The following is a 23168-nucleotide window of genomic DNA, read 5'->3' as shown; positions in this document are numbered from 1 at the left end:
AATGGCCTGCCGGCATCCGACTGTTTATGGTCGGTCCATGTCGCGCCTTATGTGTCTATCTGTCGCTATTGTCCTGTCGCTGCTGCCGGCTGTCGCGCCGGCTGCTTCGATCCAAAAGCGTCCCAAGCAAGCCTGGCATGGCTATGGCTTCCTGCCCGGCTATCGCCAGCCGCTGAGCAACAGCATTCCGCTCTACAAGCAGAAGGAAGCGATGCGGCGGATGTCGCCTAGCGACCGGCGCCATTGGTACATCGATCCGGTCCCGCAATATTACGGCTGGGATGGTGAGTGGCGCTATTTCGGCCGGCCCGGCTTCGGCGGCGGCCGCTACAATGGCGGCAGTTTTGGGCCATGCTGGACGCGGACGCCGATCGGTGCGGTGTGGAATTGCGGATGATGGGCTGAGCCTCCGTCATTGCGAGCGTAGCGAAGCAATCCAGAGTGCCTCCGCGGACAAATTCTGGATTGCTTCGCTGCGCTCGCAATGACGTCGAGGAGAGAGTGTTTTCCTCACCCGCTCTTGTGCCCTGGACGCAGCGCAGCGTCTCTTCGACGGTGCGCTGCAGAGCCGGGGCACATGTTGCGACGGAGGCTGTGGCTCCTGGGTCCCGGGTCTGCGCTTCGCTCGTCCGGGATACTCGAGCAGGCGTCCCCCTTACGAGAAGAACGCGATCTTCTCGGCCTGGGTCATGCGGCGGATGGGCGCCATGGGGTCGTTGGCGGCGGCGCGGGGCTTTTGCAGGATGCCGCTGGCGAGGATGGTGGCGCCGAGCGAGGCTTCCGGAACCGGCGAGGGCATCGGCAGCGTCGTGGCCTGCGCCGCGCCGAATGTCGCGGTGGCGACCATCACCGGCGCCGGCTGCTCCATCACTTCGGCGGCGGCTTCCGCAATGGCGTTGGTGAGGCGCGCCAGCGATTCCATCGCGATCGGCGCTTCCTCTACAGGCTCCTCCACGATCGCTGCGGCGGCGACTGGCTCGGGTGCGATCGGCTCCGGTATCTCGGCTGCGATGGGCGCTGCGGCCTCCGCAACGACCGGCTCCGGAACCGTCGCTTCCATCTCGACCGGTTCGATGATCTCGTCGAATTCCGGATCTGGCGCGGCCATCTCCAGCGCGATGGCCTCGAGGATGGCTTCGTCCTCGGCTTCGGCGGCGGCATCGAGCGAAAATTCGTCCGTCACTTCCGCGAAGGCCTCAGTGGCCGGCTCTTCAAAAGCGATGTCTTCAGGCGCGATCCGGCTCTCGGCGAGGGTCGCCTGCTCCAGGGCGGCGTCCGTCGCCTGCTCGGCAATAGAGAAGGTGTCAGCCACGCCAGCCGTCTCCACGGCTGCTTCGGGCTCGATCGCCTCTGCGATGTCCTGCGGCGCCTCCGCAAAAGCCACGGCTGCTTCGCTGGCCATCGCCGCAGGCACGGCCTCCGCAGGCGGAGCTTCCGCAACGGGCGAGGGTGCCTCCTGCACCGGAGCCGGCGAGGGGCGCGCGGGCTGCGGCGTTGCGTCGGCGTCGGTCTGGTCGATCCGCTCCTTGAGCAGATCGAATGCGGCCTTGAGGTCGGCGCGGGGGTCGATGGTCGAAACCTGCGCGCAGGCCGCCTCGATGGAGGCGAGCTGCGAATCAATCAGGTCGCAGATTCGCCCGTCGGCGCCGATCTCGCGCCAGCGCCAGGAGATCTCCTTGATGATGCGCAGGCCGCGCGGGATCGGCGCGAGGCTCGCCTCGATCGCCCCGGGATCGAACGCCGCGATCGCGATCGTCTCGGCTTCGCGGATCGCGTGCCGGATCGCGACCAGCGCCTCGGGCAGCCGATCCTCGACGACGGGTTGGCGCTGTGCCGCAAGGGTTTCTTCGATTTTCGCGACCGCGTCGAGCACCATGCGGGTATCCGCATTGCGGTTGCGCTTGGCATATTCGCCAAGGAACCAGCGGCCGCGCGCGGTCTCCATGAAGGCTTCGCGGATCGCGTCGTAATCCTGCTCGTTCGGCTCGGCCGCACGGGCAGACATAGGCGAGAGGGCGAATGCTTCGTTGGCCATGTCAATCTCGTCGCGCAAATCAGTACGCGTTACTGTAACGATCACCACGATATCGGCCGAATCGCAATTGGTTTGATGGCAGGCGAATCACAAATCCCCATCGCAGCATCTCGGAAGCGGCGATTCGCCGTCAGCCTCGCGCTGTTCTATTCGGCGGTGTTCGCGGTGTCGGGAACGCATCTGCCGTTCTTTCCCGTATGGCTGAAGGCGATCGGTATCGACGCGGCCTGGATCGGCCTCATCAACGCGCTGCCGGCGATGACACGCTTCACCACGCTGCCGCAGATCACCGCCTTTGCCGAAAAGCGACATGCGATTCGCGCCGGCATGATGATCTCCGTGCTGGCGACGGCGATCGGGTTCACGGCGGTCGGCTTGCAGCAGCAGCCGCTGGCGCTGTTCCTGATCTATGCGCTGACCTGCATGATGTGGACGCCGACCATGCCGCTAACCGACGCCTATGCGCTGCGTGGCGTCGCCCGCTACGGGCTCGATTACGGGCCGGTACGGCTGTGGGGTTCGGCAGCCTTCGCGGCCGGCTCGCTCGCCTGCGGCTATCTCGTGGACCATATCGCGGCGCGCGATCTGATCTGGATCATCGTCGCCTGGGCTGTTGTTGCGGTCGCCGCCGGCATGCTGCTGCAGCCGCTCGACGATGTCAGGCGAAGGACGACGGCGGTCCACGCCAGCAAGGCGCTGCTGCGCGATGCCGGCTTCTGGGCCATCATCGTTTCGGCCGCGCTGATCCAGGGCAGTCACGTCGCGTATTATACGTTCTCGGCCATTAACTGGCAGGTCCAGGGCCTCGGCGGGCTGACGATCGCGGGCCTCTGGACGTTGGGGGTGATCGCCGAGATCATCGTGTTCGCGCTGTCGCCGCGCTTCTCGCTGCATCCGTCCGCGCTCATGGCGATCGGAGGCGCGAGCGCGGTCGTGCGCTGGGTCGTCACCGCGCATGATCCGCCGCTTGCGCTGCTGGCGGTCGTGCAACTCGGCCACGGCCTGACCTTCGGGATGACCATTCTCGGCACGATGAGCCTGTTGGTGCAGCGCGTGCCGTCGCATCAGATCGCGCGGGGGCAGGGCTATTACGCCGCGTGCAACGGGCTGCTGGGTGCGACCACCTCGATCGTGTCAGGCGCGATCTACGCCCGCATTGGCGACGGCCTCTATTACGTCATGGCGGCGATGGCCGCCGGCGGCGCGCTTGTGATCTGGTCGGCGCGGCACCGGCTGAAAGCTCAGCCCCAGAGCGACGAGTCCGGCGGATAGACCAGGCTGTCATCATAACGCAGGCCATGATCGCGGTCGTGCGCCAGCAGCAGCGGGCCGTCGAGATCGACGAAGCGCGCTTGCGGCGTCACCAGCATCGCAGGCGCCATCGACAGCGAGGTCGCGACCATGCAGCCGATCATGATCTCGAAGCCGAGCGCCTGAGCGGCATCGGCCATCGCCAGCGCTTCGGTGAGGCCGCCGGTCTTGTCGAGCTTGATGTTCACGGCGTCGTAGCGCTCGCGCAAGGCTGCGAGCGAGTTGCGGTCGTGCACGCTTTCGTCGGCGCAGACCACGAGCGGCCGCTTGATCCGCGCCAGCGCGTCGTCTTTGCCGGCGGGTAACGGTTGCTCGACCAAGGTGACGCCGACGGCCTCGCAGGCGGCAAGATTGTGCTCCAGATTGGCCTCGGTCCAGGCCTCGTTGGCATCCACGATCAACTCGGATTCGGGCGCCGCCTCGCGCACCGCCGTGATCCGCTCCGGATCGCCGTCGCCGCCGAGCTTGATCTTGAGCAGCGGCCGGTGCGCCGCTTTGGCGGTCGCCGCCGCCATGGCCTCGGGCGTGCCCAGCGAGATCGTGTAGGCCGTGGTGCGCTCCCCCGGCGCCGGGCGGTCGAGCAGGCTCCAGGCCCGCACGCCGGCCGTCTTGGCTTCCAGATCGATCAGGGCACAATCCAGGGCATTGCGGGCCGCTCCAGGCGGCATGGCGGCTTGCAGGGCCTGGCGGGTGAGGCCGCGGGCCACGGCCGCCTGCATGGCCTGGACGGCGGCAAGGGTCGCCTCGGGCGTCTCGCCATAGCGGGAATAGGGCACGCATTCGCCGCGGCCGGTCAGGCCGTCCCGGCTGACCTCTGCCACGACCGTCACGGCCTCGGTCTTGGCGCCCCGGCTGATGGTGAAACTGCCCGCGATGGGAAAGCGCTCGATTCGCGCGGCAAGGGCAGGAACTTTGCTGGAAGTCATTTTGAACTCTGGCGAAATCTGAACCTGCTGGTTACCTCTAGCAACTAAGGTTAACCAGTTGGGGATACCTTCTCTGGGTAAGGGCGCGTGCGCAACCATCTGATTTCATCCGTTTCTCGCGCCCCGGCACGGGAGCGGACATCTTGAACGGCGATCCGAAGCTGGAACGGATTGCGAAGGGCAATGCGCTGGCACTCTGCGCCACCGGAACCTGGACCGCGAGCTTCGCGCCGGTCCTGGAGCGGATGGTGGCTGACGCCGAGAAGCTTGCCGGCGGCCCACAAAGCATCTTCATCGACGTTTCCGAGGTCTCCAAGCTCGACACCTTTGGTGCCTGGCTGATCGAGCGGCTGCGCCGCAGCCTGACGCAGGGCGCCGTCGAGGCGCAGATCGCGGGGCTGTCCGCCAATTATTCGAGCCTCGTGGACGAGGTGCGACGGGTCAGGGCGACACCCGTCATCGACGCCAGCACGATCACCATCACCGGCATGCTGGAGCAGATCGGCCGGGCCGTGGCCGGTGTTGCCGGCACGGTCGCAGGCCTGATCGACATGCTCGGCGCGGTGCTCGCGGCGGTCGCGCGCACCCTAATTCATCCGCGCTCGTTCCGCCTGACCTCGACCGTGCATCATCTCGAGCAGGTCTGCTGGCGCGCCGTGCCGATCGTGGTGCTGATCACCTTCCTGATCGGCTGCATCATCGCCCAGCAGGGCATCTTCCATTTCCGCAGGTTCGGCGCCGACCTGTTCGTCGTCGACATGCTCGGCGTGCTGGTGCTGCGCGAGATCGGCGTGCTGCTGGTCGCGATCATGGTCGCGGGCCGCTCGGGCAGCGCCTACACCGCCGAACTCGGCTCGATGAAGATGCGCGAGGAGATCGACGCGCTGCGCACCATGGGTTTCGATCCGATCGAGGTGCTGGTGCTGCCGCGCATGCTCGCGCTCGTTCTCGCGCTGCCGATCCTGGCCTTTCTCGGCGCGATGGCCGCGCTCTATGGCGGCGGTCTGGTCGCGTGGCTCTATGGCGGCGTGCAGCCGGAGGCTTTCCTGCTGCGGCTGCGCGACGCCATCTCGATCGACCATTTCATCGTTGGCATCGTCAAGGCACCTGTCATGGCCGCGGTGATCGGCATCGTCGCCTGCGTCGAGGGGCTCGCGGTGCAGGGCAGCGCGGAATCGCTCGGGCAGCACACGACGTCGTCTGTCGTGAAAGGCATTTTTTTCGTCATCGTCATGGACGGCGTGTTCGCCATCTTCTTCGCCGCGATCGGGATGTAACGATGGCTCCCGAAATTCAGAACCCGATCATTCGCGTCCGCGACATCACCGTGCAATTCGGCGCGACGCGCGTGCTCGACGGGCTCGACCTCGACGTCAAGCGCGGCGAGATTCTTGGCTTCGTCGGCCCGTCCGGCGCGGGCAAGTCCGTGCTCACACGCACGATCATCGGCCTCGTGCCGAAGGTCGCAGGCAGCATCGAGGTGTTCGGCGTCGACCTTGATGCCTCCAATACGTCGCAGCGTCGCAATGTGGAGCGGCGCTGGGGCGTGCTGTTCCAGCAGGGCGCGCTGTTCTCCTCGCTCACGGTGCGGCAGAACATCCAGTTTCCGATGCGCGAATATCTGCGGGTGTCGCAGCGGCTGATGGACGAGATCACCATCGCCAAGCTCACCATGGTGGGTCTCAAGCCTGAGGTCGCCGATCGCTTTCCCTCTGAACTGTCGGGCGGCATGATCAAGCGCGTGGCGCTGGCGCGCGCGCTGTCGCTCGACCCGGATCTCGTCTTCCTGGACGAGCCGACCTCGGGCCTGGACCCGATCGGCGCCGGCGACTTCGACGAGCTGGTCAGGACGTTGCAGCGGACTTTGGGGCTGACCGTTTTCATGGTAACCCACGACCTCGATAGCCTTTACACAGCATGTGACCGCATCGCCGTTTTAGGCAACGGTAAGATCATTGCGGCAGGGTCGATCGCCGACATGCAGGCCTCGCAGCATCCCTGGCTGAGGCAATATTTCCATGGCAAGCGCGCTCGCGCGGTGATGGGCTGAGGTGCCGGAGTAGCTGATGGAAACGCGCGCAAATTACGTGCTGATCGGGTCGTTCACGCTGGCGGTGATCGCCGCCGCGATCGGCTTCGTGCTGTGGTTTCAGTCGTTGCACACGACCAAGCAGCGCAGCCCCCTGCGCGTCGTGTTCGAGGGCCCGGCTGCGGGCCTGCGCAACGGCGGCAGTGTCAATTTCAACGGTATCCGGGTGGGCGAGGTGGTCTCGGTGAAGCTCGACAACCCGCGGCGGGTTGTCGCACTCGCCATGGTCGAGAACAACGCCCCGATCCGCAAGGACACCCTGGTCGGCCTCGAATTCCAGGGCCTGACCGGCGTCGCCGCGATCTCGCTCAAGGGCGGCGAGGAGGCCGCGCCGTCGCCGCCGCTCGACGAGGACGGCATCCCCACGCTGACGGCCGATCCCAACAAGCTCCAGGACGTCACCGAGGCGATCCGCGGCACGCTCCAGAACATCAACAAGATCGTCGCCGACAATCAGGAGTCGGTGAAGAACTCGCTGAAGAATCTCGAGACCTTCACCAACTCGCTCGCCCGCAATTCGGAGAAGATCGACGGCGTGATGGCCAAGGTCGACGGCGTCATGCTCAAGGCCGACAGCCTCATGCTCGGCCTCAACACGCTCGCCGGCGGCAAGGACGGCGGCGAGCTGTTTCTGGCGGTGAAGTCGATCCGCGAACTGGCCGACGATTTCGACAAGCGCTCCGGCGCATTGATGACCGACGGCCGCCGCACGCTCGGCGACATCAGCCGCGCCGTCAACAATTTCGACCGCAACCCGACCCGCGTCCTGTTCGGCGCCAGCAACAACGCGCCGCCAGCCGCGCCGCCACCGCCGCCCGAGCCGCCGAAGCCCGCCGTGCCGGAGCGCAGGCGGTAGTAGGCGCGTTGCACTCGACCCTCTCCTTCGTCATTGCGAGCGAAGCGAAGCAATCCAGACTGCCTCGCAGAAGCAGTCTGGATTGCTTCGTCGCAAGAGCTCCTCGCAATGACGAGTAGAGGCGCAGCGACGTTCCCCAAAACAAAACGGAGCCCGCGAGGGCTCCGTTTTTCATTCGCTGTTCGCTATCGCTGCGAACCGCTTACCCCAGCCGGCCCGCTGCGTGCGCGAGCAGCGTGTACACCAGGCCCGTCTCGGAGGTCAGATGGTTGCGCAGCTCCTGCGGGCCGCGGCCGTCGCGGGCGACTTCGTCGAGCAGGCGTTCGAACTCGGCGACATAGCGGTCGACCGTGGCCTTGAAGTTGCGGTCGGAGCGATACTTGCGGGCGACCTCGTCAAAGGCCTTCTGGCCGGCGGGCGTGTAGAGGCGCTTGGTGAAGGCCTTGTTCTCGCCGCGCTGGTAGCGGTCCCACATCTCGGAGGCGAGGTTGCGGTCCATCAGCCGGCCGATGTCGAGCGACAAGGATTCCAGCGGATTGCCGCCACCTTGCGGAGCCTGCGGCTGCGGAGCCGGTGCAGCCTGGCGGCCGCGCTGCGGCTCACGTCCGGCAGGCGCACCCTGGTTGGCGTCCGTGCGGCTCAAGAGGTCCGACAACCAGCCGTCGCGGCCCTGGTCGTTGCCGGCCGGCGCCACCGGCGGCGCTTCGGTGCGGCGCGAGGAGGCCGGCATGCCGAGGTCCGGCGGCGGCAGCGTCGAGGCGCTGGCGCTCTCGCGCATGCGCGTCTCGGTGCTGCGCGCGCCGACGGCCGCCAGCATCGGCTCTTCCTGCCGCTGCACGCTGGCGCGGCCCGTCGTGGAGACGTCGAGACCACGGCCGTGCTGGGCCACGATGCGGTTGAGCTCGGCGAGGGCCTCGATCTGGTCGACGATCACCTTGCGCATCTGCGCAGTGCTCTCGGCGGCCTCCTGCGGCATCTCGAGCACGCCGCGGCGCAGCTCGTTGCGGGTGGCTTCGAGCTCGTTGTGCATCTCGAACGCCATCTGCTTCATGCTGGAGACGAGGTTGGTGAACTTCTCGGTCGACTGCTTGAACATCGCATCCGCCTCGTCGGTGGTCTGGCGGTAGATGTCGTGCATGGCCTCGACGGTCTGCCGGTGCTCTTCTTCGGAGGCCGACCGCACCGCCTCGAACTGGCGGGTGATCGCGGCGGAACCGGCGCCGGCGGTCTCCGCGACGACGCGGGCGATGTCGCGGGCCCGCTCTTCGGCGGCCGCCAGCGATTCATCGAGCAGGCCGGTGAAGCGCGACAGGCGCTGGTCGAGATCGGCGGTGCGCAGGTCGATCGTGGTGACGAGCGATTCCAACGCCTCCTTGCGTTCGGCGAGCGAGGCGGTGGTGTTCTTGTTGCTCTGCTCGACGACCTGCGCGGCCTCGACCAGTGCCTTGCCGTGCGCGTCGAACTGGGTCGACAGCTCGCCGAGATCCTGAAGTGCCCGCGTGGTCTTGCTGTTGAAGACGTTGAGCTGGTCTTCCAGGTTCTGCGTCGCAGCGCCGTTGCGCGAAGTGACGTCGTTCATCGCCGAGACGAAGTCGGCGACGCGCGTCACCAGCGCCCGCTCGAGCGAGTTGAGGTTGTCGTGCGCACCGGTCAGCACCTCCTGGAGCAGGATGTTGCCTTCGCGCAGGCGCTCGAACAGGGCGACCGTGTCGGTGCGCAGGATCTTGCTGGTCTCCTGCATCTCGGTGACGGCCGCGATCGAGACCTGGCGCGACTGGTCGATTGCCGCGCGGGAGGCCTGCTCGAGGTCCTTGAGCGACTTGTTGACGGCACCCGTCGCCATCTCGCTCGCCGAGTTGATGGTCCGCGCCACCTCGGAGCCGTTGCCCATCATCGTCTGCGAGAACGCATGTCCGCGCGTCTCGATCGACTTCAGCGCGTCGGACGTGACGCGGTCGATGTCGAGCGTGAGCTGGCTGGTCTTCGAGCCGATCGCGTCCACGAGCGAGCCGCGCTTGGCGTCGATCATGTTGGCGAGACGGTCGGACTGCTGCTGCACGTAGGTGACGATCTCGTCGGTCTTGCCGGTCATGGCCTGGCCGAAGCTGCTGCTGGCGGCGAGCACCGAGCGCTCGACATCCGCCGAGCTCGACTTGACGCGCGAGCTCGCCTCGTTGGAGGCGTTGATCAACGCGTTCTGGGCGTTGAGTGCGCTGGTCTGGATGTCGTTGGTCGCGTTCGCGGTGGCCGTGCTCAGCGTACGCTCGATCTCGCTCGAGATCGTGCGGATCTGGCTTGCGGCATCCGCCGAGGTCGAGGTCAGCGAGGTCTGCGCCTCACGCGCGCTGTTGAGGATGGTCGAGGCGGTGTCGGCGCCGACCGAGGTCAGCGTGCGCTCGATGTCTATGGTCAGCGACTTGATCTGGCTTGCAGCGTCTGTCGAGGCGGAGATCAGCGTGCCCTGGGCTTCGCGTACGCCGCTCGTGAGCGCCTCGATGGTGGCGCCGCCGGCGGTCGCCAGCGCGCGCTGCATCTCGGCCGCCAGCGAACGAACCTGGCCGGTCTGTTCGGCGGAGACCGCCAGCAGGGTGCTCTGGGCATCGCGGGCGCTGGTCGTGATCGTCTCGGCGGTCGACTGACCGACCTGCGAGAGCGAGCGATGCACTTCGGCGGCGAGGGACTTGACCTGGCTCGCCGCATCCGAGGACGCGTTGACGAGCGTGCTCTGGGCTTCGCGGGCGCCGGTCATGATGGTCTCTGCCGTCGCGGTGCCAGCCATCGAGAGCGAGCGCTGCACGTCCGAGGACAGCGCCTTGATCTGGTTGGCGGTCTCACTCGAGGCCGCGATCAGCGTGCTCTGCGCATCGCGGGCGCCGGCGGTGATCGATTCCGCCGTGGTGGTCCCGGCCATGGACAGCGAACGCTGCACGTCGGCGGTGAGGGTCTTGACGTGGTTGGCCGCGTCCGAGGACGCCGTGACGAGCGTGGTCTGCACCTCGCGGGCACCGGCCAGGATCGAGGCGGCGGTCGCCGAGCCTGCCGACGACAGCGTGCGTTCGACGTCGGCCGCGAGCCCCTTGATCTGGTTGGAGGCATCGCCCGAGGCCGCGACCAGCGTCGACTGCGCTTCGCGGGCGCTGGTCAGGATCGAGTTCGCGGCACCGGTGCCGACCGCGGTCAGCGCGCGCTCGACCTCGGCGGAGGTCATCTTGAGCTGGGCGTTGACGTCGGAGGAGACCGTCATCAGCGACTGCTGCGCGGTGCGCGCACCGGTCTGGATGGTCTCGCTGGTGTTGACCACGAGATTGGTGAGCGAGCGCTCGGCGTCCTCGACATGCGAGCGGATCGCGGTCGAGATCATCTCGGCGCGGGACATCATGTCCTCGCTGGCCTGGCGTCCGCTGCTCTCGATGCGGCCGGCGACGGCCTCGACGCGCGAGCCGAGCAGGTCCTCGAACTGCGCCACGCGCACGTCGATGTCGCTGGCGACCGAGCCGACCTTGGTCTCGATGGCCTGCTGGATGTCCTGGAAGCGCGCAGTGACCGTGTCGGTCAGGTGCATGCTGCGGCCGTCGATGATCTCGGTGACGCCGGTGATGCGGCGGTCGACCGCCTCGACCGCCTGGGCGGTGCCGTCCGTGAGTGTCGAGGTCAGGAGGGTGAGGCGGGTATCGATCGACTGCACGGCCTGCGAGGCGCCGTTCGTCACCGCGGTGGTCAGGTAGGTGAGGCGCGTGTCGATGGATTCGAGCGCCTGCGACGCGCCGCCGGTGAGGGTGGTCGTCAGATGCGTGAGGCGCGTGTCGATCGACTGGATGGTCTGCGATGCGCCATCGGTCAGCGAGATCGTGAGGTGGTTGAGGCGGTTGTCGATGGTCTCGATCGCCTGAGACGCGCCATCGGTCAGCGAGGAAGTGAGGTGGGTGAGGCGGGAGTCGATCGACTGGATCGCCTGCGCGGCACCGTCGGTCAGCGACGAGGCGAGGGTGTTGAGCCGTCCGTCGATGGTCTCGGTGACCGACTTCGCGCGGGTATCGAACGACTGTTCGAGCGCGGCGACGCGGCCGACGAGCTGCTCGTCGAAGGTCTTGATGTGACCGTCGATCGTAGAATCGAGGCTGGAGATCTTGCCGTTCAGCGAGGCGTCGAGGTTGGTGACACGTTCGCCGATCGTGGTCTCGAACTGCACCAGGCGCTGGTCGAGCACAGCCGTGATCGCGCCGCCGTTGGAGGTGAAGCGGGTGTCGAAATTGTCGACATAGGTCTTCAGCGACTCATGGATGTCCTGCGTGCGCTGGCCCATCCGATCGACGATCTCGCCGCCGAAGGTCTTCACGGTGCGGTCGAACTCGGAGATGTGGCGGGTGATCAGCGCGCCCAGCGTGCCGGAGTCGCGGGCGAACTTCTCGACCAGCTCGGTGCCCTGGTTCTTCACCAGCTCATCGAAGGCGCTCATCTGGAGCGAGAGCGAGTCGTGCGCGGTCTCGGTCTGGCTGACGACCTTGGCGACCAGCGTGTTGACAGTGGCGTCGAGCGCTTCGCTGGCCTTGTCGCCGGAGGTCATGATGTGGCCGGCGAGGCGGTTGCCGGCGTCGTCGATCTTGGCGGAGAGGTCGTTGGAGCGCAGCTCGAGCTCGAGCAGCAGCGAGTCCGACGAATTCTTCAGGCTGTCGTGCACCTGCTCGGTGCGCTCGGAGATGCCGTCGACGATCGCGGCGGAGCGCTGCTCGAACTCGCCGGTGATGCGGTCGATGCGCTCGTTCAGCATTTCGTGGACGCGGTCGGCGAGATCGACGAACTCGTCGTGAACGTGGCCGGTCTTGAAATTGAGGCTGGTAGTCAGCCGCTCGCTGGCGTCGAGCACGGCGCGCGTGGTCTCGTTGCTGGCCTCCTCGAGGCGGTCGAGCAGGTCGCCGCCGCGCTCGCCGAGCGCGAGGATCATGTTGTCGCCGGCGTTGCTGAGCGCACCGGTGATGTGGGCGCCGCGCTCTTCGAGCGCGCCGGTGATGGACTTGGCGACCTCGTCGACGCGCGAGGCGATCGCGTCCGAGATCAGCGCGATGTCATGGCGCAAATCGATCTGCACGCCGGAGATGGCGCTGCGGACCTGCTCGGCCTGGCCGACCAGATTGTCGCGCTGATGCGCGATGTCCTGGAGCAGGGCGCGGATGCGCACTTCGTTGTCGGAATAGGCGCGTTCGAGCGCCGCGACCTCGTTGGCGACCAGCGTCTCGAGCTCGCCGGCGCGCGCGATGGCGCGCTCGATGCCGTCGCCCATCGCCGCAACCTCGCGGCGGATGGCCTGGCCGACGGTCACCATGGAATCCGAAGCCGAGCCTTCCGGCTCGGAGAAGCGGATCGCAACCTGGGCCATAGCCTGCGCGACCGAGCTCATTTGCTGGCCGCGCCAGACGAGGCTCGCCAGGAAGAAGAACAGCATGATCGGCGCGAAGAACATCGTGACGAGGCCGGCAATGGCCAACACGCCGCCGCTCTGGCCCATCGCCGCCTGGATCGAAGGCAGGAAGCCGACCGTCAGCGCGGCGCAGGCCGCCAGCCAGATGACGGTGAAGATTGTCGCGCCGGTGTAGATGTTGCGGGTCGGGCGTCCCGTCTGCAACGTCTGCAAGAGCTGGCCGATGGTCGCACGGTCGTCATTGGCGGCGCGGCGCGAGGAGCGCGGCTCCTCGATCTGGTCGAACATCGCGCGTTCGTTCGCGGCGGGGCGCGCGTCGAAGCTCGGTTCGTCGAACATCGGGGGCGCCGGTGGCGCGACGGGGGGCGACGTTTCGCTGCGCATCGAGGCGTTGCGGCTGGTGTCCGCGGCCGTGTCGCTGATGTTCAGGGCTTCCTGGATTGCAGAAAGCGCATCTTCTGTGGGGTCTTTGACCTTTTTCGGAGTGTTTGCCATGTTCAGTCCGAGCCCTCGTTACTTGTACGCGTCCCCCCGCGAGCTCTGCGCGCTACGCAAGCCCACAGTCCGGATCATGCCGCTTGCGCGGATCTCCGAGCCATCCCCACCCGGACGGCTTGTCCGCCAATTTCTCCAACATCCTATTGGCAGAGCGTCGCGAATGAAATGCCCGCGATTAAGACATTCTTAATCATCGTTAACAGGAACGTGCCGTAAGGCCTTAGCAATAAATGCAATTCTCCACCGAACTCGGCGGATTGCGGCAACTTTTCGTCAACAAGCAGGCAGATTTGCGTAAAGCAGCCGGAACATTTCGTTAACCATTTCCGTGCTTGGGTGGAGGGAACTTGACCGCCAGACCGGCGGACATCGCGCGATGCCGGGGCCTGCGCCATGACGCCTGAACTGCAACGGATGGACTGGATGCCCTCGCCCCCGCTTGCACCCATCGACAGCCCGCTCGACCTCGATCATCTCTCCCGCATGACGCTCGGCGATTCCGAGCTGGAACAGGAAGTGCTGACGATGTTTGCCGAGCAGGCGGTGCGCCTGATCGCGGCAATGGCAGCGCTGCCGGCCGAGGCTGGCGCACTCGCCCACAAGCTCAAGGGCTCGGCGCGCGGGATCGGCGCCTTTGCGGTGGCGGATGCCGCAGCCAGCCTGGAGACTGCGATTCAGACCGGCCAAGGCCGGCCTCACGCCTTCGCCGCGCTGAAAGAGGCGGTGACCGAGGCGCGCGTCGCCATCGAGGCAATCCTCAACCCTTAGGGCGACAGGGCCAGACCCCTGCTCTAGTCTTTTGTTTTGACGGGTTTTCTTCCCGCGAAGCGGTATTCTCGACTTCAACAAAACGCTATGGCGCCGGGCTGACCGACCCGTTATAGGACAGCCCGGACCCTCCTTCATTCCCTAGATCGCGGCAGCACGAGCACACATGGCCAAAATTCACTTTGTCGATCACAAGGGCGAAACCCGTACGGTGGACGTCGAGAACGGCGCGACTGTGATGGAAGCCGCCATCCGCAACAGCATTCCCGGCATCGAGGCCGAATGCGGCGGCGCCTGCGCCTGCGCCACCTGCCATGTCTATGTCGACGAAGCGTGGCGCGAGAAGGTCGGCAGCCCGACGCCGATGGAAGAGGACATGCTCGACTTCGGCTTCGACGTGCGCCCGAACTCGCGCCTGTCCTGCCAGATCAAGGTCTCCGACGATCTCGACGGCCTCGTGGTGGCGACGCCGGAACGCCAGGCCTAACTCTCTTAGCTATTCATGTGCTCGGCGGCGCGACCTCGATGCCGCGCTTGTGCCAGGGCCTGAGCTTCTCGAGCACTTCCGCGATCAGTGGCGTTGGCCGGCGCGACGCCTCGTCGATCATCACGGCGACCGATGTCGCCGATGCAATGCACTTCCCTTCCGAAAACACCACCTGCTCGAACGTCACCGACGTTCGTCCCAGCTTCGCGACGCCGAGGCCGAGCTCGATCGTGTTCGGCCAGTGCAGCTCCGCGCGAAAATGGATGTCGAGCCGCACCATGATCCAGGCAAGTCCGGGCGGCGTCAGGCCGTATTCCGGGAGCTTCATCAGCGTGACGCGGCCGGTTTCGAAATAGGTGGCGTAGACCGCGTTGTTGACGTGCTGATTGGGGTCGAGATCGCCGAAGCGGACGTTGTCGCTGAGGCGAAAAGGATAGTCCTCCAGGCGCGGCGTCGTATCGAGGCGGCTTGGTGCGTTCACCGATTGATCTCCGTCATATCGTTGCTGGTTACAGCCCAGTTATCCTGACCCGGCAAGTGGGGCCGGCTGCGGGGCGCTCCCGCTTTTATGCCTTCCCTGATCCATCCCCGTTGGCTAGACAGGCAGGGTCACCTCGGCCCACAGGGCGCCGTCCCACCGATATCGACCGATAAAGAGACGACATGAGCGACGCGATCAAAACCGATGTGTTGATTATTGGCGCCGGCCCCTGCGGTCTGTTCGCCGCTTTCGAACTGGGCCTTCTCGACATGAAGACGCATTTCGTCGACATCCTCGACAAGGTCGGCGGCCAGTGCGCAGAACTCTATCCGGAAAAGCCGATCTACGACATTCCCGGCATTCCGCAGGTTTCGGGGCAGGGCCTCACCGACGCGCTGATGGAGCAGATCAAGCCGTTCCATCCGACCTTCCATCTCGGCGAGATGATCGAGACCGTGGAGAAGATCGGCGATCCCCTGTTCCGCTGCACCACGGACGCCGGCAAGGTGTTCGAATGCAAGGTGCTGGTGATCGCGGCCGGCGGCGGCTCGTTTCAGCCCAAGCGTCCACCGGTGCCGGGGATCGAAGCCTATGAAGGAAGCTCGGTGCACTACGCCGTGCGCAAGATGGAAACGTTCCGCGACAAGAACGTGCTGATCGTGGGCGGCGGCGATTCCGCGCTCGACTGGACGCTCAATCTGCATCCGATCGCCAAGCGCATCACGCTCTTGCACCGTCGCGACGATTTTCGCGCCGCGCCCCACAGCGTGGAGCAGATGCGCGCGCTGGTCGCCGCCGGCAAGATGGATCTGCGCCTCGGCCAGGTCACCGCGCTGTCGGGCAGCGAGGGCAAGCTGAGCGGCGCCACCGTCAAGGGCAACGACAACAGCGTGACCGAAATCACCTGCGACACCATGCTGCCGTTCTTCGGCTTGACCATGAAGCTCGGTCCGGTGGCGAACTGGGGCATCGCGCTGGAGAACAATCTGGTGCCGGTCGAGACGTCCGCGTTCGAGACCAACGTGCCAGGCATCTTCGCGATCGGCGACATCAACACCTATCCCGGCAAGATCAAGCTGATCCTGTGCGGCTTCCACGAGGGCGCGCTGATGTCGCAAAAAGCCCATCGCTACGTCTATCCGGAGAAGCGGCTCGTGTTCCAGTACACGACCTCGTCCTCCAGCCTGCAAAAGAAGCTCGGCGTCAACTGACGGCGGCGGGCGATGCCCCATGTTTCTGGTGCTGGAACAGTTCGCGAAATCGCCGTAGTCTGCGGCCATTGCGGTAGGCGGCTTGGCAAGGCGATTGGCTCAGCAAGGTGATCATAATGCGGACTTTCTTTTCCAGCTTTCGGCTGTTCTCGCTCCTCGCGCTCGCGATGTCGCTCGGTGCGGTGAGCCCCGTTGCGGCGCAAGTGCAGCAGCCGACCGCCGCGGGTCTCTGGCAGAAGGTCGAAGACGGCAAGACGGTGGGATGGTTCCTCTTCATCGACCACAACGGCATCTTCGAAGGTGTCATCGCAAAAACCTTCCCGCGGCCCGGCGACGACCCGAACGAGATCTGCGCGAAATGCACGGACGATCGCAAGAACGCGCCGGTGCTCGGGCTCTCCTTTATCCGCGATATGAAGCGCGACGGCTTGAAGTATGACGGCGGCAACGTGGTCAATCCGCGCGACGGCAACATCTGGAAGGCCAAGATGACGGTCAGCCCGGATGGGCAGACCCTGACGATGCGCGGCTTCCTCGGCATTTCCCTGTTCGGCAAGGACGAAACCTGGACGCGTCTTCCCGACACCAACATCGCGCAGGTCGATCCCGCCATCGTCGCGAAATATCTTCCGGCGCAAGCGACCGCCGCGACCAAGCCGATGCCTGCGGCGCCGGCGAAGAAGGGCGGCGCGATGATGGCGCCGACGCCGAAGCAGTAGGGTCTACGTCGCGCACTGTGCCGTCTGGACTTCCGTAGCTCCACACACCGCCGTCATTGCTCGCGAAGGCGGGGGACTCCAGTCCGCCGCAGCCTCTCCGTGTTCTTGCGCGGTGTCCGTGGCCCCCGTGCGCAATCGCGGATGCGGCCGGCTGAGACAGCGGAGACCTTGGCGCGCGAGCAGCGGTCATACCCGTCGAAAGACCAATGCGTGCCGGACGCGCGCCAGTAGTTCCCCGGAATGCGCGGTGGCGCCGGATTTGCATAGCTATGCGCAAAGCTGTTGGGGGAATGAGTCGCCATCCTTGACGCCTTCGCCAAGTCGCGGAGGCGGACGGCAACTATCGCCCCGCGGCGATGACCTCGATCCGCGGAGACGACATGAGACGTGCAATACCGCGTGCCGCCATGCTGCTGGTTCTGACGGTGCTGCTGACCGCCCCGACGATGGCGCGTGATGACGGCCGCTACGCCAACTCGCCGTTAAAGCCCTGGTTCGAGAGCCTGCACAGCGAATACGGCCAATGCTGCTCGGATGCCGACGGCTATGTGGTCGCGGATGTCGACTGGGAATCCGACAGGGGCCGCTATCGCGTGCATCTCGAGGGCGAATGGGTCGTCGTGCCCGAAGGCGCCGTCATCACCGAGCCGAACAAGATCGGCCGCACCATGGTGTGGAAGCACTATATCGACGGCCATCCACGCGTGCGCTGCTTCATGCCGGGCAGCATGACGTAAACGGAAGCGTCATCCCAGGCGATGCGTAGCGCCGAAACGAGGCTCTCGCACCAACGCATCCGCGCGGCGAGACAGCGTCCGCGCCCAGCGCTCAGGTCACCGGCGCCGGATTGAACAGCGTCAAATCGTTGTGGATGCCCCAGCGATCCGACCAGGGTTGCGTGCGGCCGCTGGCGACGTCGAGGATCAGGCGGAACAGGTCCCAGCCGGTCTCCTCGATGGTCTTGTCGCCGGTGGCGATGCCGCCGGCATCGAAATCGATCAGGTCCTTCCAGCGTCGGGCCAGCTCGGTGCGGGTCGCGACCTTGATGACGGGCGCAGCCGCAAGGCCATAGGGCGTACCGCGGCCTGTGGTGAACACCTGCAGCGTCATGCCGGAGGCGAGCTGGAGCGTGCCGCAGATGAAGTCGGACGCCGGCGTTGCCGCAAACAGCATGCCCTTCTGCGTCGCCTTCTCGCCGGGCGAGAGTACGCCGGTGATTGCGGACGATCCGGACTTGACGATTGAGCCCAATGACTTCTCGACGATATTCGCCAAGCCGCCCTTCTTGTTGCCCGGCGTGGTGTTGGCGCTGCGGTCCGCGCCGCCCCGGGCCAGATAGGAATCGTACCAGGCCATCTCGCGGACCAGCGCGCGGCCGACGTCCTCGTTGATGGCGCGGCGGGTGAGCAACTGGATCGCGTCGCGCACTTCGGTGACTTCCGAGAACATCACGGTGGCGCCGGCGCGCACCAGCAGGTCGGCGGCGAAGCCGACGGCAGGATTGGCGGTGACGCCGGAGAAGGCGTCGCTGCCACCGCATTGCAGGCCGATGACGAGATCGGCGGCCGGGCAGGTCTCGCGGGTGCGCTTGTTGAGGATCTTCAGGCGGGCTTCGGCCTGGGTCATGATCGCGTCGACGATGGCGCCAAAACCGTCGAAGGCTTCGTCCTGCATGCGCACGATGGCGTTGCTGACGCCTTCCGGCACCAGACGCTCGGGCGCGAGCTTCTCGCAACCGAGGCTGATGACCAGGATCTCGCCGCCGAAGTTCGGGTTCTGCGCGATGTTTTGCAGCGTGCGGATCGGAATCACGGCGTCGGGCGCGTTGATGGCGACGCCACAGCCATAGGCATGCGTCAGCGGCACGACGTCGTCGACGTTCGGGTATTGCGGCAGCAGCTCGGCGCGGATGCGCTTCACCGCATATTCCATCGTGCCCTTGACGCATTGCACGGATGAGGAGATGCCGAGGATGTTTTTCGTTCCAACGGAGCCGTCGGAATTGCGAAAGCCCTCGAACGTAAAACCTTCCAGCGGCGGCAGCGGCGCGGGCACAGCGGTCGAGATTTCCAGCTTGTCGAGGGCAGGGGCGTCCGGCATGCGGATGCGGGCTTCGTCCACCCATTCGCCGGCCAGGATCGGCGCGAGCGCATGGCCGATCACCTCGCCATAGCGGATGATCGGGGCGGCCTGCGGGATGTCGACCAGTGCCGTCTTGTGGCCTTGCGGCACGAAGGCGCGCAGCGTCAACCCGCTGGCGAAGCGGGAGCCGGCGGGAAGCCCGAAATCATTGACCACGATCGCGACGTTGTCGCGCTCGTTGAGCTTGATGTAGCGAGGCTGTTCTTTCGCTGCGACTGACTGGTCCATCTGCGCTTGCCTCCGAAGCCGTAGGGTGGGCAAAGGCGCAACGCGCCGTGCCCACCATCTTCACACCGAACGTAAGGCGGTGGGCACACTTCGCTTTGCCCACCCTACGATATCTTGCCCGTGGTTAGCCGGGAAAGGTATAGGCGGTCTTCACCGTCGTGTAGAACTCGCGGGCATAGGAGCCCTGTTCGCGGGCGCCGTAGCTCGAACCCTTCCGGCCGCCGAACGGCACGTGATAGTCGACGCCGGCGGTCGGCAGATTGACCATCACCATGCCGGACTCGCTGTTGCGCTTGTAGTGTGAGGCGTATTTCAGGCTGGTGGTGCAGATGCCGGAGGCAAGGCCGAACTCGGTGTCGTTGGAGATCGCCAGCGCCTCCTCGTAGTTCTTGGCGCGAATGACGGCGGCGACCGGGCCGAAGACCTCCTCGCGCGAAATGCGCATGTTGTTGTTGGCCTCGGTGAACAGCGCCGGCTGCAGGTAGTGGCCGGGCGTTTCGCGCTTGAGCAACTCGCCACCCCAGGCGAGCTTGGCACCCTCGTCCTGGCCGATCTTGATGTAGCGCAGGTCCTGGTCGAGCTGGCTCTGGTCGACCACCGGGCCGATATGCACGCCGGCCTTGAGCGCGTCGTCCACCGTGAGGCCTTTCAGGCGCTCGGTCACCGCCGCAACAAAACGGTCGTGGATGCCTTCGGTGACGATCAGGCGTGAGGACGCCGTGCAGCGCTGGCCGGTGGAGAAATAGGCGCCGTTAACGGCGACTTCGACGGCGGTCTTGAGGTCGGCGTCGTCGAGCACCACCAGTGGGTTCTTGCCGCCCATCTCGAGCTGGAATTTCTTCATGTTGCTCGAGGTCACGCAGGCCTGCGCGATCTTGCGGCCGGTCTGCACCGAGCCGGTGAAGGTGATCGCGGCGACGTCGGGATGCTCGATCAGGGTCTGGCCGACCACGGAGCCCGAGCCGACAACGAGGTTGAACACGCCGGACGGGATGCCGGAGCGGGTGATGATCTCGGACAGCGCATGCGCCGAGCCCGGCACCAGCTCGGCAGGCTTGAACACCACGGTGTTGCCGTAGCAGAGCGCCGGGGCGATCTTCCAGGCGGGGATCGCGATCGGGAAATTCCAGGGCGTGATCATGCCGACGACGCCCATCGGCTCACGGGTGAGCTCGACGTCGATGCCGGGACGCACCGAGGCACCCTTCTCGCCGATCATGCGCAGCGCCTCGCCGGCGAAGAATGCGAAGATCTGGCCGGCGCGGGCGACCTCGCCGATACCTTCCGGCAGCGTCTTGCCTTCCTCGCGGGCGAGCAGGCGGCCGAGCTCTTCCTTGCGGGCGATGATCTCGAGCGAAATCTTGTTCAGCGCGTCGTAGCGCGCCTGCGGCGTCGACTGCGCCCAGGCGGGGAAGGCGGCCTTGGCGGCTGCGATGGCCTTCTCGGTCTGTGCCTTGTCGGCCTTGGCGTATTCGCCGACGACGTCGTTCGTGTTGGAGGGGTTGATGTTCTTGGTGACGGCGGAGCCATCGACCCATTCGCCGCCGATGAAGTTCTTCAGGATCGCAGTCATATCTCTTCCTCCGAATTTTCTAACGCACGAGGCAGGGACGCTTGTCGTCGAAGGTCCAGCCGGGGATCAGGTCCTGCATGGCAATAGCGTCATCGCGGGCGCCGAGTCCATGCTGCTTGTAGAGGTCATGCGCGGCGTCGATGGCGGCCCTGTCGATTTCGATACCCAGGCCCGGCCTCTCAGGCACGACGATCTTGCCGCCCTTGATCTGGAGTGGCTCCTTGGTCAGGGCCTGGCCGTCCTGCCAGATCCAGTGCGTGTCGATCGCGGTGACCTTGCCGGGGGCGGCGGCGCCGACATGGGTGAACATGGCGAGCGAGATGTCGAAATGGTTGTTGGAGTGCGAACCCCAGGTCAAGCCGTTGTCGCGGCAGGTCTGGGCCACGCGCACCGAGCCTTGCATGGTCCAGAAATGGGGATCGGCCAGCGGAATGTCCACCGCGCCGAGGCGCAGCGCATGGGACAATTGCCGCCAGTCGGTCGCGATCATGTTGGTCGCGGTCGGCAGGCCGGTCGCACGGCGGAACTCGGCCATGATCTCACGACCGGAGAAGCCACCTTCGGCGCCGCAGGGGTCCTCGGCATAGGCAAGGATGCCGTGCATGTCCTTGCAGAGGCTGACAGCCTCGTCGAGCGACCATGCGCCGTTCGGATCCAGGGTCACGCGCGCATTCGGAAAGCGCTTGGCGATCGCGGTGACGGCCTCGATCTCCTGCTCGCCGCGCAGCACGCCACCCTTGAGCTTGAAATCGGCGAAGCCGTAATGGTCGTGGGTGGCTTCCGCGAGCCGCACCACGGTTTCCGGCGTCATCGCCTCCTGATGGCGGAGGTTGAACCATTCGGCCTTGCCGGTCTCGCCGCTGACATAGTCGAGCTTGGTTTTACTGATGTCGCCGACGAAGAAGAGATAGCCGAGAGTCTCGACGCTGTTGCGCTGCTGGCCCTCGCCGAGCAGGGCTGCGACGGGCAGGTTGAGATGCTGACCGAGCAGATCGAGCAGCGCCGACTCCACGGCCGTGACGGCGTGGATCATGACGCGGAGATCGAAAGTCTGCTTGCCGCGGCCGCCGGCATCGCGATCGGCGAATGCGGTCCTGATATCGGCGAGGATGTTGTTCATCGCGCCGACGGTCTTGCCGATCACGAGATCACGGGCGTCCTGCAGCGTCTGCCAGATCCTCTGGCCGCCAGGCACCTCGCCGACGCCGGTGTGACCGGCATTGTCGGTGAGGATGACGATGTTGCGGGTGAAGAACGGCGCATGCGCGCCGCTCAGATTGAGGAGCATGCTGTCACGGCCTGCGACCGGGATCACCTGCATCGCGGTGACGACCGGTGCGCCAGTGATCTCGGTCTTGGCCATCGCAGGCTTCTCCCTGTTGTCGTCTGTTATTCTGCAGCCTGTTGTGACGATCGGATGGCGGGGAGATTTTTCACCAGCGCCGTGACTTCCGCGATCTCCTGCTCGGTGAGGTCGGTCAGCGGCGGTCGGACCGGGCCGGAATCACGGCCGATCACCTTCATGCCGGCCTTGATGATCGAGACCGCATAGCCCTTCTTACGGTTGCGGATCGCGATCAGCGGCAGGATGAAGTCCTTCAAGCCGGCGTGGATCGTCGCGTGGTCGCGCTTGCGCACGGCGGCATAGAAGTTGGTGGCGAATTCCGGAACGAAGTTGAACACCGCCGAGGAGTAGGTGGTCACGCCCATGTCGAGATAGGGCAGCGCGAAGGTCTCCGCGGTCGGCAGGCCGCCGATATAGGTCAGGCGGTCGCCGAGCTTGGTGTAGACCCGGGTCATCAGCTCGATGTCGCCGATGCCGTCCTTGTAGCCGACGAGGTTCGGGCAGCGTTCGGCGAGGCGGGCGAGCGTATCGGGCTGGAGGATGGCGTTGTCGCGGTTGTAGACGATGACGCCGATCTTCACGGAGGCGCATATCGCTTCCACGTGGGCAGCAAGGCCATCCTGCTCCGCATGGGTGAGATAGGGCGGCAGCAGCAACAAGCCGTCGGCGCCGGCCTTCTCCGCGCCGATCGCGATCTCGCGCGCGGTGGCGGTGCCGTAGCCGGTGCCGGCGAGGACGGGCACGCGGCCCTTGGTCTCGTCCACGGCGATCTTGACCACCTGCGGAACCTCGGCGGCCGTCAGCGAGAAGAACTCGCCGGTGCCGCCGGCGGCGAACAGGCCTGCGACGTCATAGCCGCAGAGCCAGTCCATGTTGGCGCGGTAGGTCGTCTCGTCGAAGGAGTAGTCCGCCTTGAACGGCGTGACGGGGAAAGACAGCAGGCCGGATCCGATCTTCTGGGCCATTTCCTGCGGGGTCATCTTGCTCATGGGCGCTGCTCCCTGGTCTCATGTTGTGGAGGACGCAAAGGCTGCGCGTCCATGCGCCGTGGTTTAGGAGACCGTTCGATGCGGGTCCAAGCCA

At 65.8% G+C, this 23168-nt stretch carries 18 protein-coding genes; 10 read left to right on the top strand and 8 right to left on the bottom strand.

Translation table 11 applies throughout. The features are described from left to right. Positions 1-37 precede the first annotated feature (37 nt). Positions 38-397, top strand: coding sequence for a hypothetical protein (locus tag IVB48_RS14455; RefSeq protein ID WP_007612410.1), 360 nt, complete (start codon positions 38-40; stop codon positions 395-397). Positions 398-655: 258 nt separating this feature from the next. On the opposite strand, the gene IVB48_RS14450 is transcribed toward IVB48_RS14455, so the two are convergent. Beyond that, positions 656-2035, bottom strand: a complete 1380-nt coding sequence (locus IVB48_RS14450) for a hypothetical protein (RefSeq protein WP_247400484.1) — start codon at positions 2033-2035, stop codon at positions 656-658. Positions 2036-2110: 75 nt separating this feature from the next. Between IVB48_RS14450 and IVB48_RS14445 the strand changes: the two genes are divergently transcribed. Further along, positions 2111-3307 (top strand): MFS transporter, encoded by a 1197-nt coding sequence (locus IVB48_RS14445; RefSeq protein ID WP_247400483.1) that lies wholly within the window; start codon positions 2111-2113, stop codon positions 3305-3307. Here IVB48_RS14445 and dgcA read toward each other — a convergent pair. Then, positions 3277-4272 (bottom strand): N-acetyl-D-Glu racemase DgcA, encoded by a 996-nt coding sequence (dgcA, locus tag IVB48_RS14440; protein ID WP_247400482.1) that lies wholly within the window; start codon positions 4270-4272, stop codon positions 3277-3279. The two genes, IVB48_RS14445 and dgcA, sit on opposite strands and share 31 nt — an antisense overlap. Before the next feature lie 143 nt (positions 4273-4415). Here dgcA and IVB48_RS14435 point away from each other — a divergent pair, with 143 nt between their 5' ends. From IVB48_RS14435 to IVB48_RS14425, 3 genes are read left to right on the top strand one after another with little or no spacing between them, the layout of a single operon-like run. Further along, positions 4416-5549, top strand: a complete 1134-nt coding sequence (locus IVB48_RS14435; RefSeq protein WP_247287397.1) for an ABC transporter permease — start codon at positions 4416-4418, stop codon at positions 5547-5549. Between the two features lie 2 nt (positions 5550-5551). Then, the gene (locus tag IVB48_RS14430) at positions 5552-6322 is read left to right on the top strand and encodes an ABC transporter ATP-binding protein (RefSeq protein ID WP_247400481.1); all 771 of its coding nucleotides are present in this window, start codon (positions 5552-5554) and stop codon (positions 6320-6322) included. 16 nt (positions 6323-6338) lie between these two features. Continuing rightward, positions 6339-7217 carry an MlaD family protein gene (locus IVB48_RS14425; RefSeq protein WP_027566853.1) on the top strand — a complete coding sequence of 293 codons (879 nt, stop codon included), beginning with the start codon at positions 6339-6341 and terminating at the stop codon, positions 7215-7217. A gap of 202 nt (positions 7218-7419) precedes the next feature. Here the strand turns inward: IVB48_RS14425 and IVB48_RS14420 are convergent, their stop codons facing one another. Continuing rightward, entirely contained in the window at positions 7420-13128 is a 5709-nt protein-coding gene (locus tag IVB48_RS14420; protein WP_247400480.1) for a negative regulator of septation ring formation, read from the bottom strand. Positions 13129-13524: 396 nt separating this feature from the next. Here IVB48_RS14420 and IVB48_RS14415 point away from each other — a divergent pair, with 396 nt between their 5' ends. Beyond that, positions 13525-13899, top strand: coding sequence for an Hpt domain-containing protein (locus tag IVB48_RS14415; protein ID WP_027566855.1), 375 nt, complete (start codon positions 13525-13527; stop codon positions 13897-13899). A 166-nt stretch (positions 13900-14065) separates the two neighbouring features. Then, positions 14066-14386, top strand: a complete 321-nt coding sequence (locus tag IVB48_RS14410) for a 2Fe-2S iron-sulfur cluster-binding protein (RefSeq protein WP_007602043.1) — start codon at positions 14066-14068, stop codon at positions 14384-14386. Between the two features lie 13 nt (positions 14387-14399). Here IVB48_RS14410 and IVB48_RS14405 read toward each other — a convergent pair whose 3' ends face one another. Beyond that, positions 14400-14867 carry a thioesterase family protein gene (locus IVB48_RS14405; protein ID WP_007602045.1) on the bottom strand — a complete coding sequence of 156 codons (468 nt, stop codon included), beginning with the start codon at positions 14865-14867 and terminating at the stop codon, positions 14400-14402. A gap of 182 nt (positions 14868-15049) precedes the next feature. Between IVB48_RS14405 and IVB48_RS14400 the strand changes: the two genes are divergently transcribed. The 3 genes from IVB48_RS14400 to IVB48_RS14390 all read left to right on the top strand — a co-directional run bounded on the left by IVB48_RS14400 (position 15050) and on the right by IVB48_RS14390 (position 17534). Beyond that, positions 15050-16078, top strand: a complete 1029-nt coding sequence (locus IVB48_RS14400) for an NAD(P)/FAD-dependent oxidoreductase (RefSeq protein WP_247287394.1) — start codon at positions 15050-15052, stop codon at positions 16076-16078. A 116-nt stretch (positions 16079-16194) separates the two neighbouring features. Continuing rightward, a complete protein-coding gene (locus tag IVB48_RS14395; protein WP_247400479.1) occupies positions 16195-16797 on the top strand; it encodes a DUF2147 domain-containing protein in 603 nt (200 codons plus the stop codon). 407 nt (positions 16798-17204) lie between these two features. Further along, complete coding sequence (locus IVB48_RS14390; protein ID WP_197031123.1) at positions 17205-17534, top strand: hypothetical protein; 330 nt, start codon at positions 17205-17207, stop codon at positions 17532-17534. Between the two features lie 91 nt (positions 17535-17625). Here IVB48_RS14390 and garD read toward each other — a convergent pair whose 3' ends face one another. The 4 genes from garD to kdgD all read right to left on the bottom strand — a co-directional run bounded on the left by garD (position 17626) and on the right by kdgD (position 23074). Beyond that, a complete protein-coding gene (gene garD / locus IVB48_RS14385; protein ID WP_247400478.1) occupies positions 17626-19167 on the bottom strand; it encodes a galactarate dehydratase in 1542 nt (513 codons plus the stop codon). A 124-nt stretch (positions 19168-19291) separates the two neighbouring features. Further along, positions 19292-20740, bottom strand: a complete 1449-nt coding sequence (locus IVB48_RS14380) for an aldehyde dehydrogenase family protein (protein ID WP_247287388.1) — start codon at positions 20738-20740, stop codon at positions 19292-19294. Between the two features lie 19 nt (positions 20741-20759). After that, positions 20760-22103 (bottom strand): glucarate dehydratase, encoded by a 1344-nt coding sequence (gene gudD / locus IVB48_RS14375; protein ID WP_247287386.1) that lies wholly within the window; start codon positions 22101-22103, stop codon positions 20760-20762. Between the two features lie 26 nt (positions 22104-22129). Beyond that, positions 22130-23074 (bottom strand): 5-dehydro-4-deoxyglucarate dehydratase, encoded by a 945-nt coding sequence (gene kdgD / locus IVB48_RS14370; protein ID WP_027518956.1) that lies wholly within the window; start codon positions 23072-23074, stop codon positions 22130-22132. Positions 23075-23168: the final 94 nt, after the last annotated feature.

The organism is Bradyrhizobium sp. 76 (assembly GCF_023073025.1).
Classification (GTDB): Bacteria; Pseudomonadota; Alphaproteobacteria; order Rhizobiales; family Xanthobacteraceae; genus Bradyrhizobium.
Note: the sequence above shows the minus strand (reverse complement) of the source record. Positions and strands in the feature narration are given on the sequence as shown.

Coding starts and splice junctions, on each gene's coding strand:
- IVB48_RS14445 (WP_247400483.1), top strand. CDS start 2,111: ATGGCAGGCGAATCACAAATCCCCATCGCAGCATCTCGGAAGCGGCGA.
- IVB48_RS14420 (WP_247400480.1), bottom strand. CDS start 13,128: ATGGCAAACACTCCGAAAAAGGTCAAAGACCCCACAGAAGATGCGCTT.
- IVB48_RS14400 (WP_247287394.1), top strand. CDS start 15,050: ATGAGCGACGCGATCAAAACCGATGTGTTGATTATTGGCGCCGGCCCC.
- IVB48_RS14430 (WP_247400481.1), top strand. CDS start 5,552: ATGGCTCCCGAAATTCAGAACCCGATCATTCGCGTCCGCGACATCACC.
- IVB48_RS14380 (WP_247287388.1), bottom strand. CDS start 20,740: ATGACTGCGATCCTGAAGAACTTCATCGGCGGCGAATGGGTCGATGGC.
- IVB48_RS14395 (WP_247400479.1), top strand. CDS start 16,195: ATGCGGACTTTCTTTTCCAGCTTTCGGCTGTTCTCGCTCCTCGCGCTC.
- garD (WP_247400478.1), bottom strand. CDS start 19,167: ATGGACCAGTCAGTCGCAGCGAAAGAACAGCCTCGCTACATCAAGCTC.
- kdgD (WP_027518956.1), bottom strand. CDS start 23,074: ATGAGCAAGATGACCCCGCAGGAAATGGCCCAGAAGATCGGATCCGGC.
- gudD (WP_247287386.1), bottom strand. CDS start 22,103: ATGGCCAAGACCGAGATCACTGGCGCACCGGTCGTCACCGCGATGCAG.
- IVB48_RS14425 (WP_027566853.1), top strand. CDS start 6,339: ATGGAAACGCGCGCAAATTACGTGCTGATCGGGTCGTTCACGCTGGCG.
- IVB48_RS14390 (WP_197031123.1), top strand. CDS start 17,205: ATGCTGCTGGTTCTGACGGTGCTGCTGACCGCCCCGACGATGGCGCGT.
- dgcA (WP_247400482.1), bottom strand. CDS start 4,272: ATGACTTCCAGCAAAGTTCCTGCCCTTGCCGCGCGAATCGAGCGCTTT.
- IVB48_RS14450 (WP_247400484.1), bottom strand. CDS start 2,035: ATGGCCAACGAAGCATTCGCCCTCTCGCCTATGTCTGCCCGTGCGGCC.
- IVB48_RS14455 (WP_007612410.1), top strand. CDS start 38: ATGTCGCGCCTTATGTGTCTATCTGTCGCTATTGTCCTGTCGCTGCTG.
- IVB48_RS14415 (WP_027566855.1), top strand. CDS start 13,525: ATGACGCCTGAACTGCAACGGATGGACTGGATGCCCTCGCCCCCGCTT.
- IVB48_RS14410 (WP_007602043.1), top strand. CDS start 14,066: ATGGCCAAAATTCACTTTGTCGATCACAAGGGCGAAACCCGTACGGTG.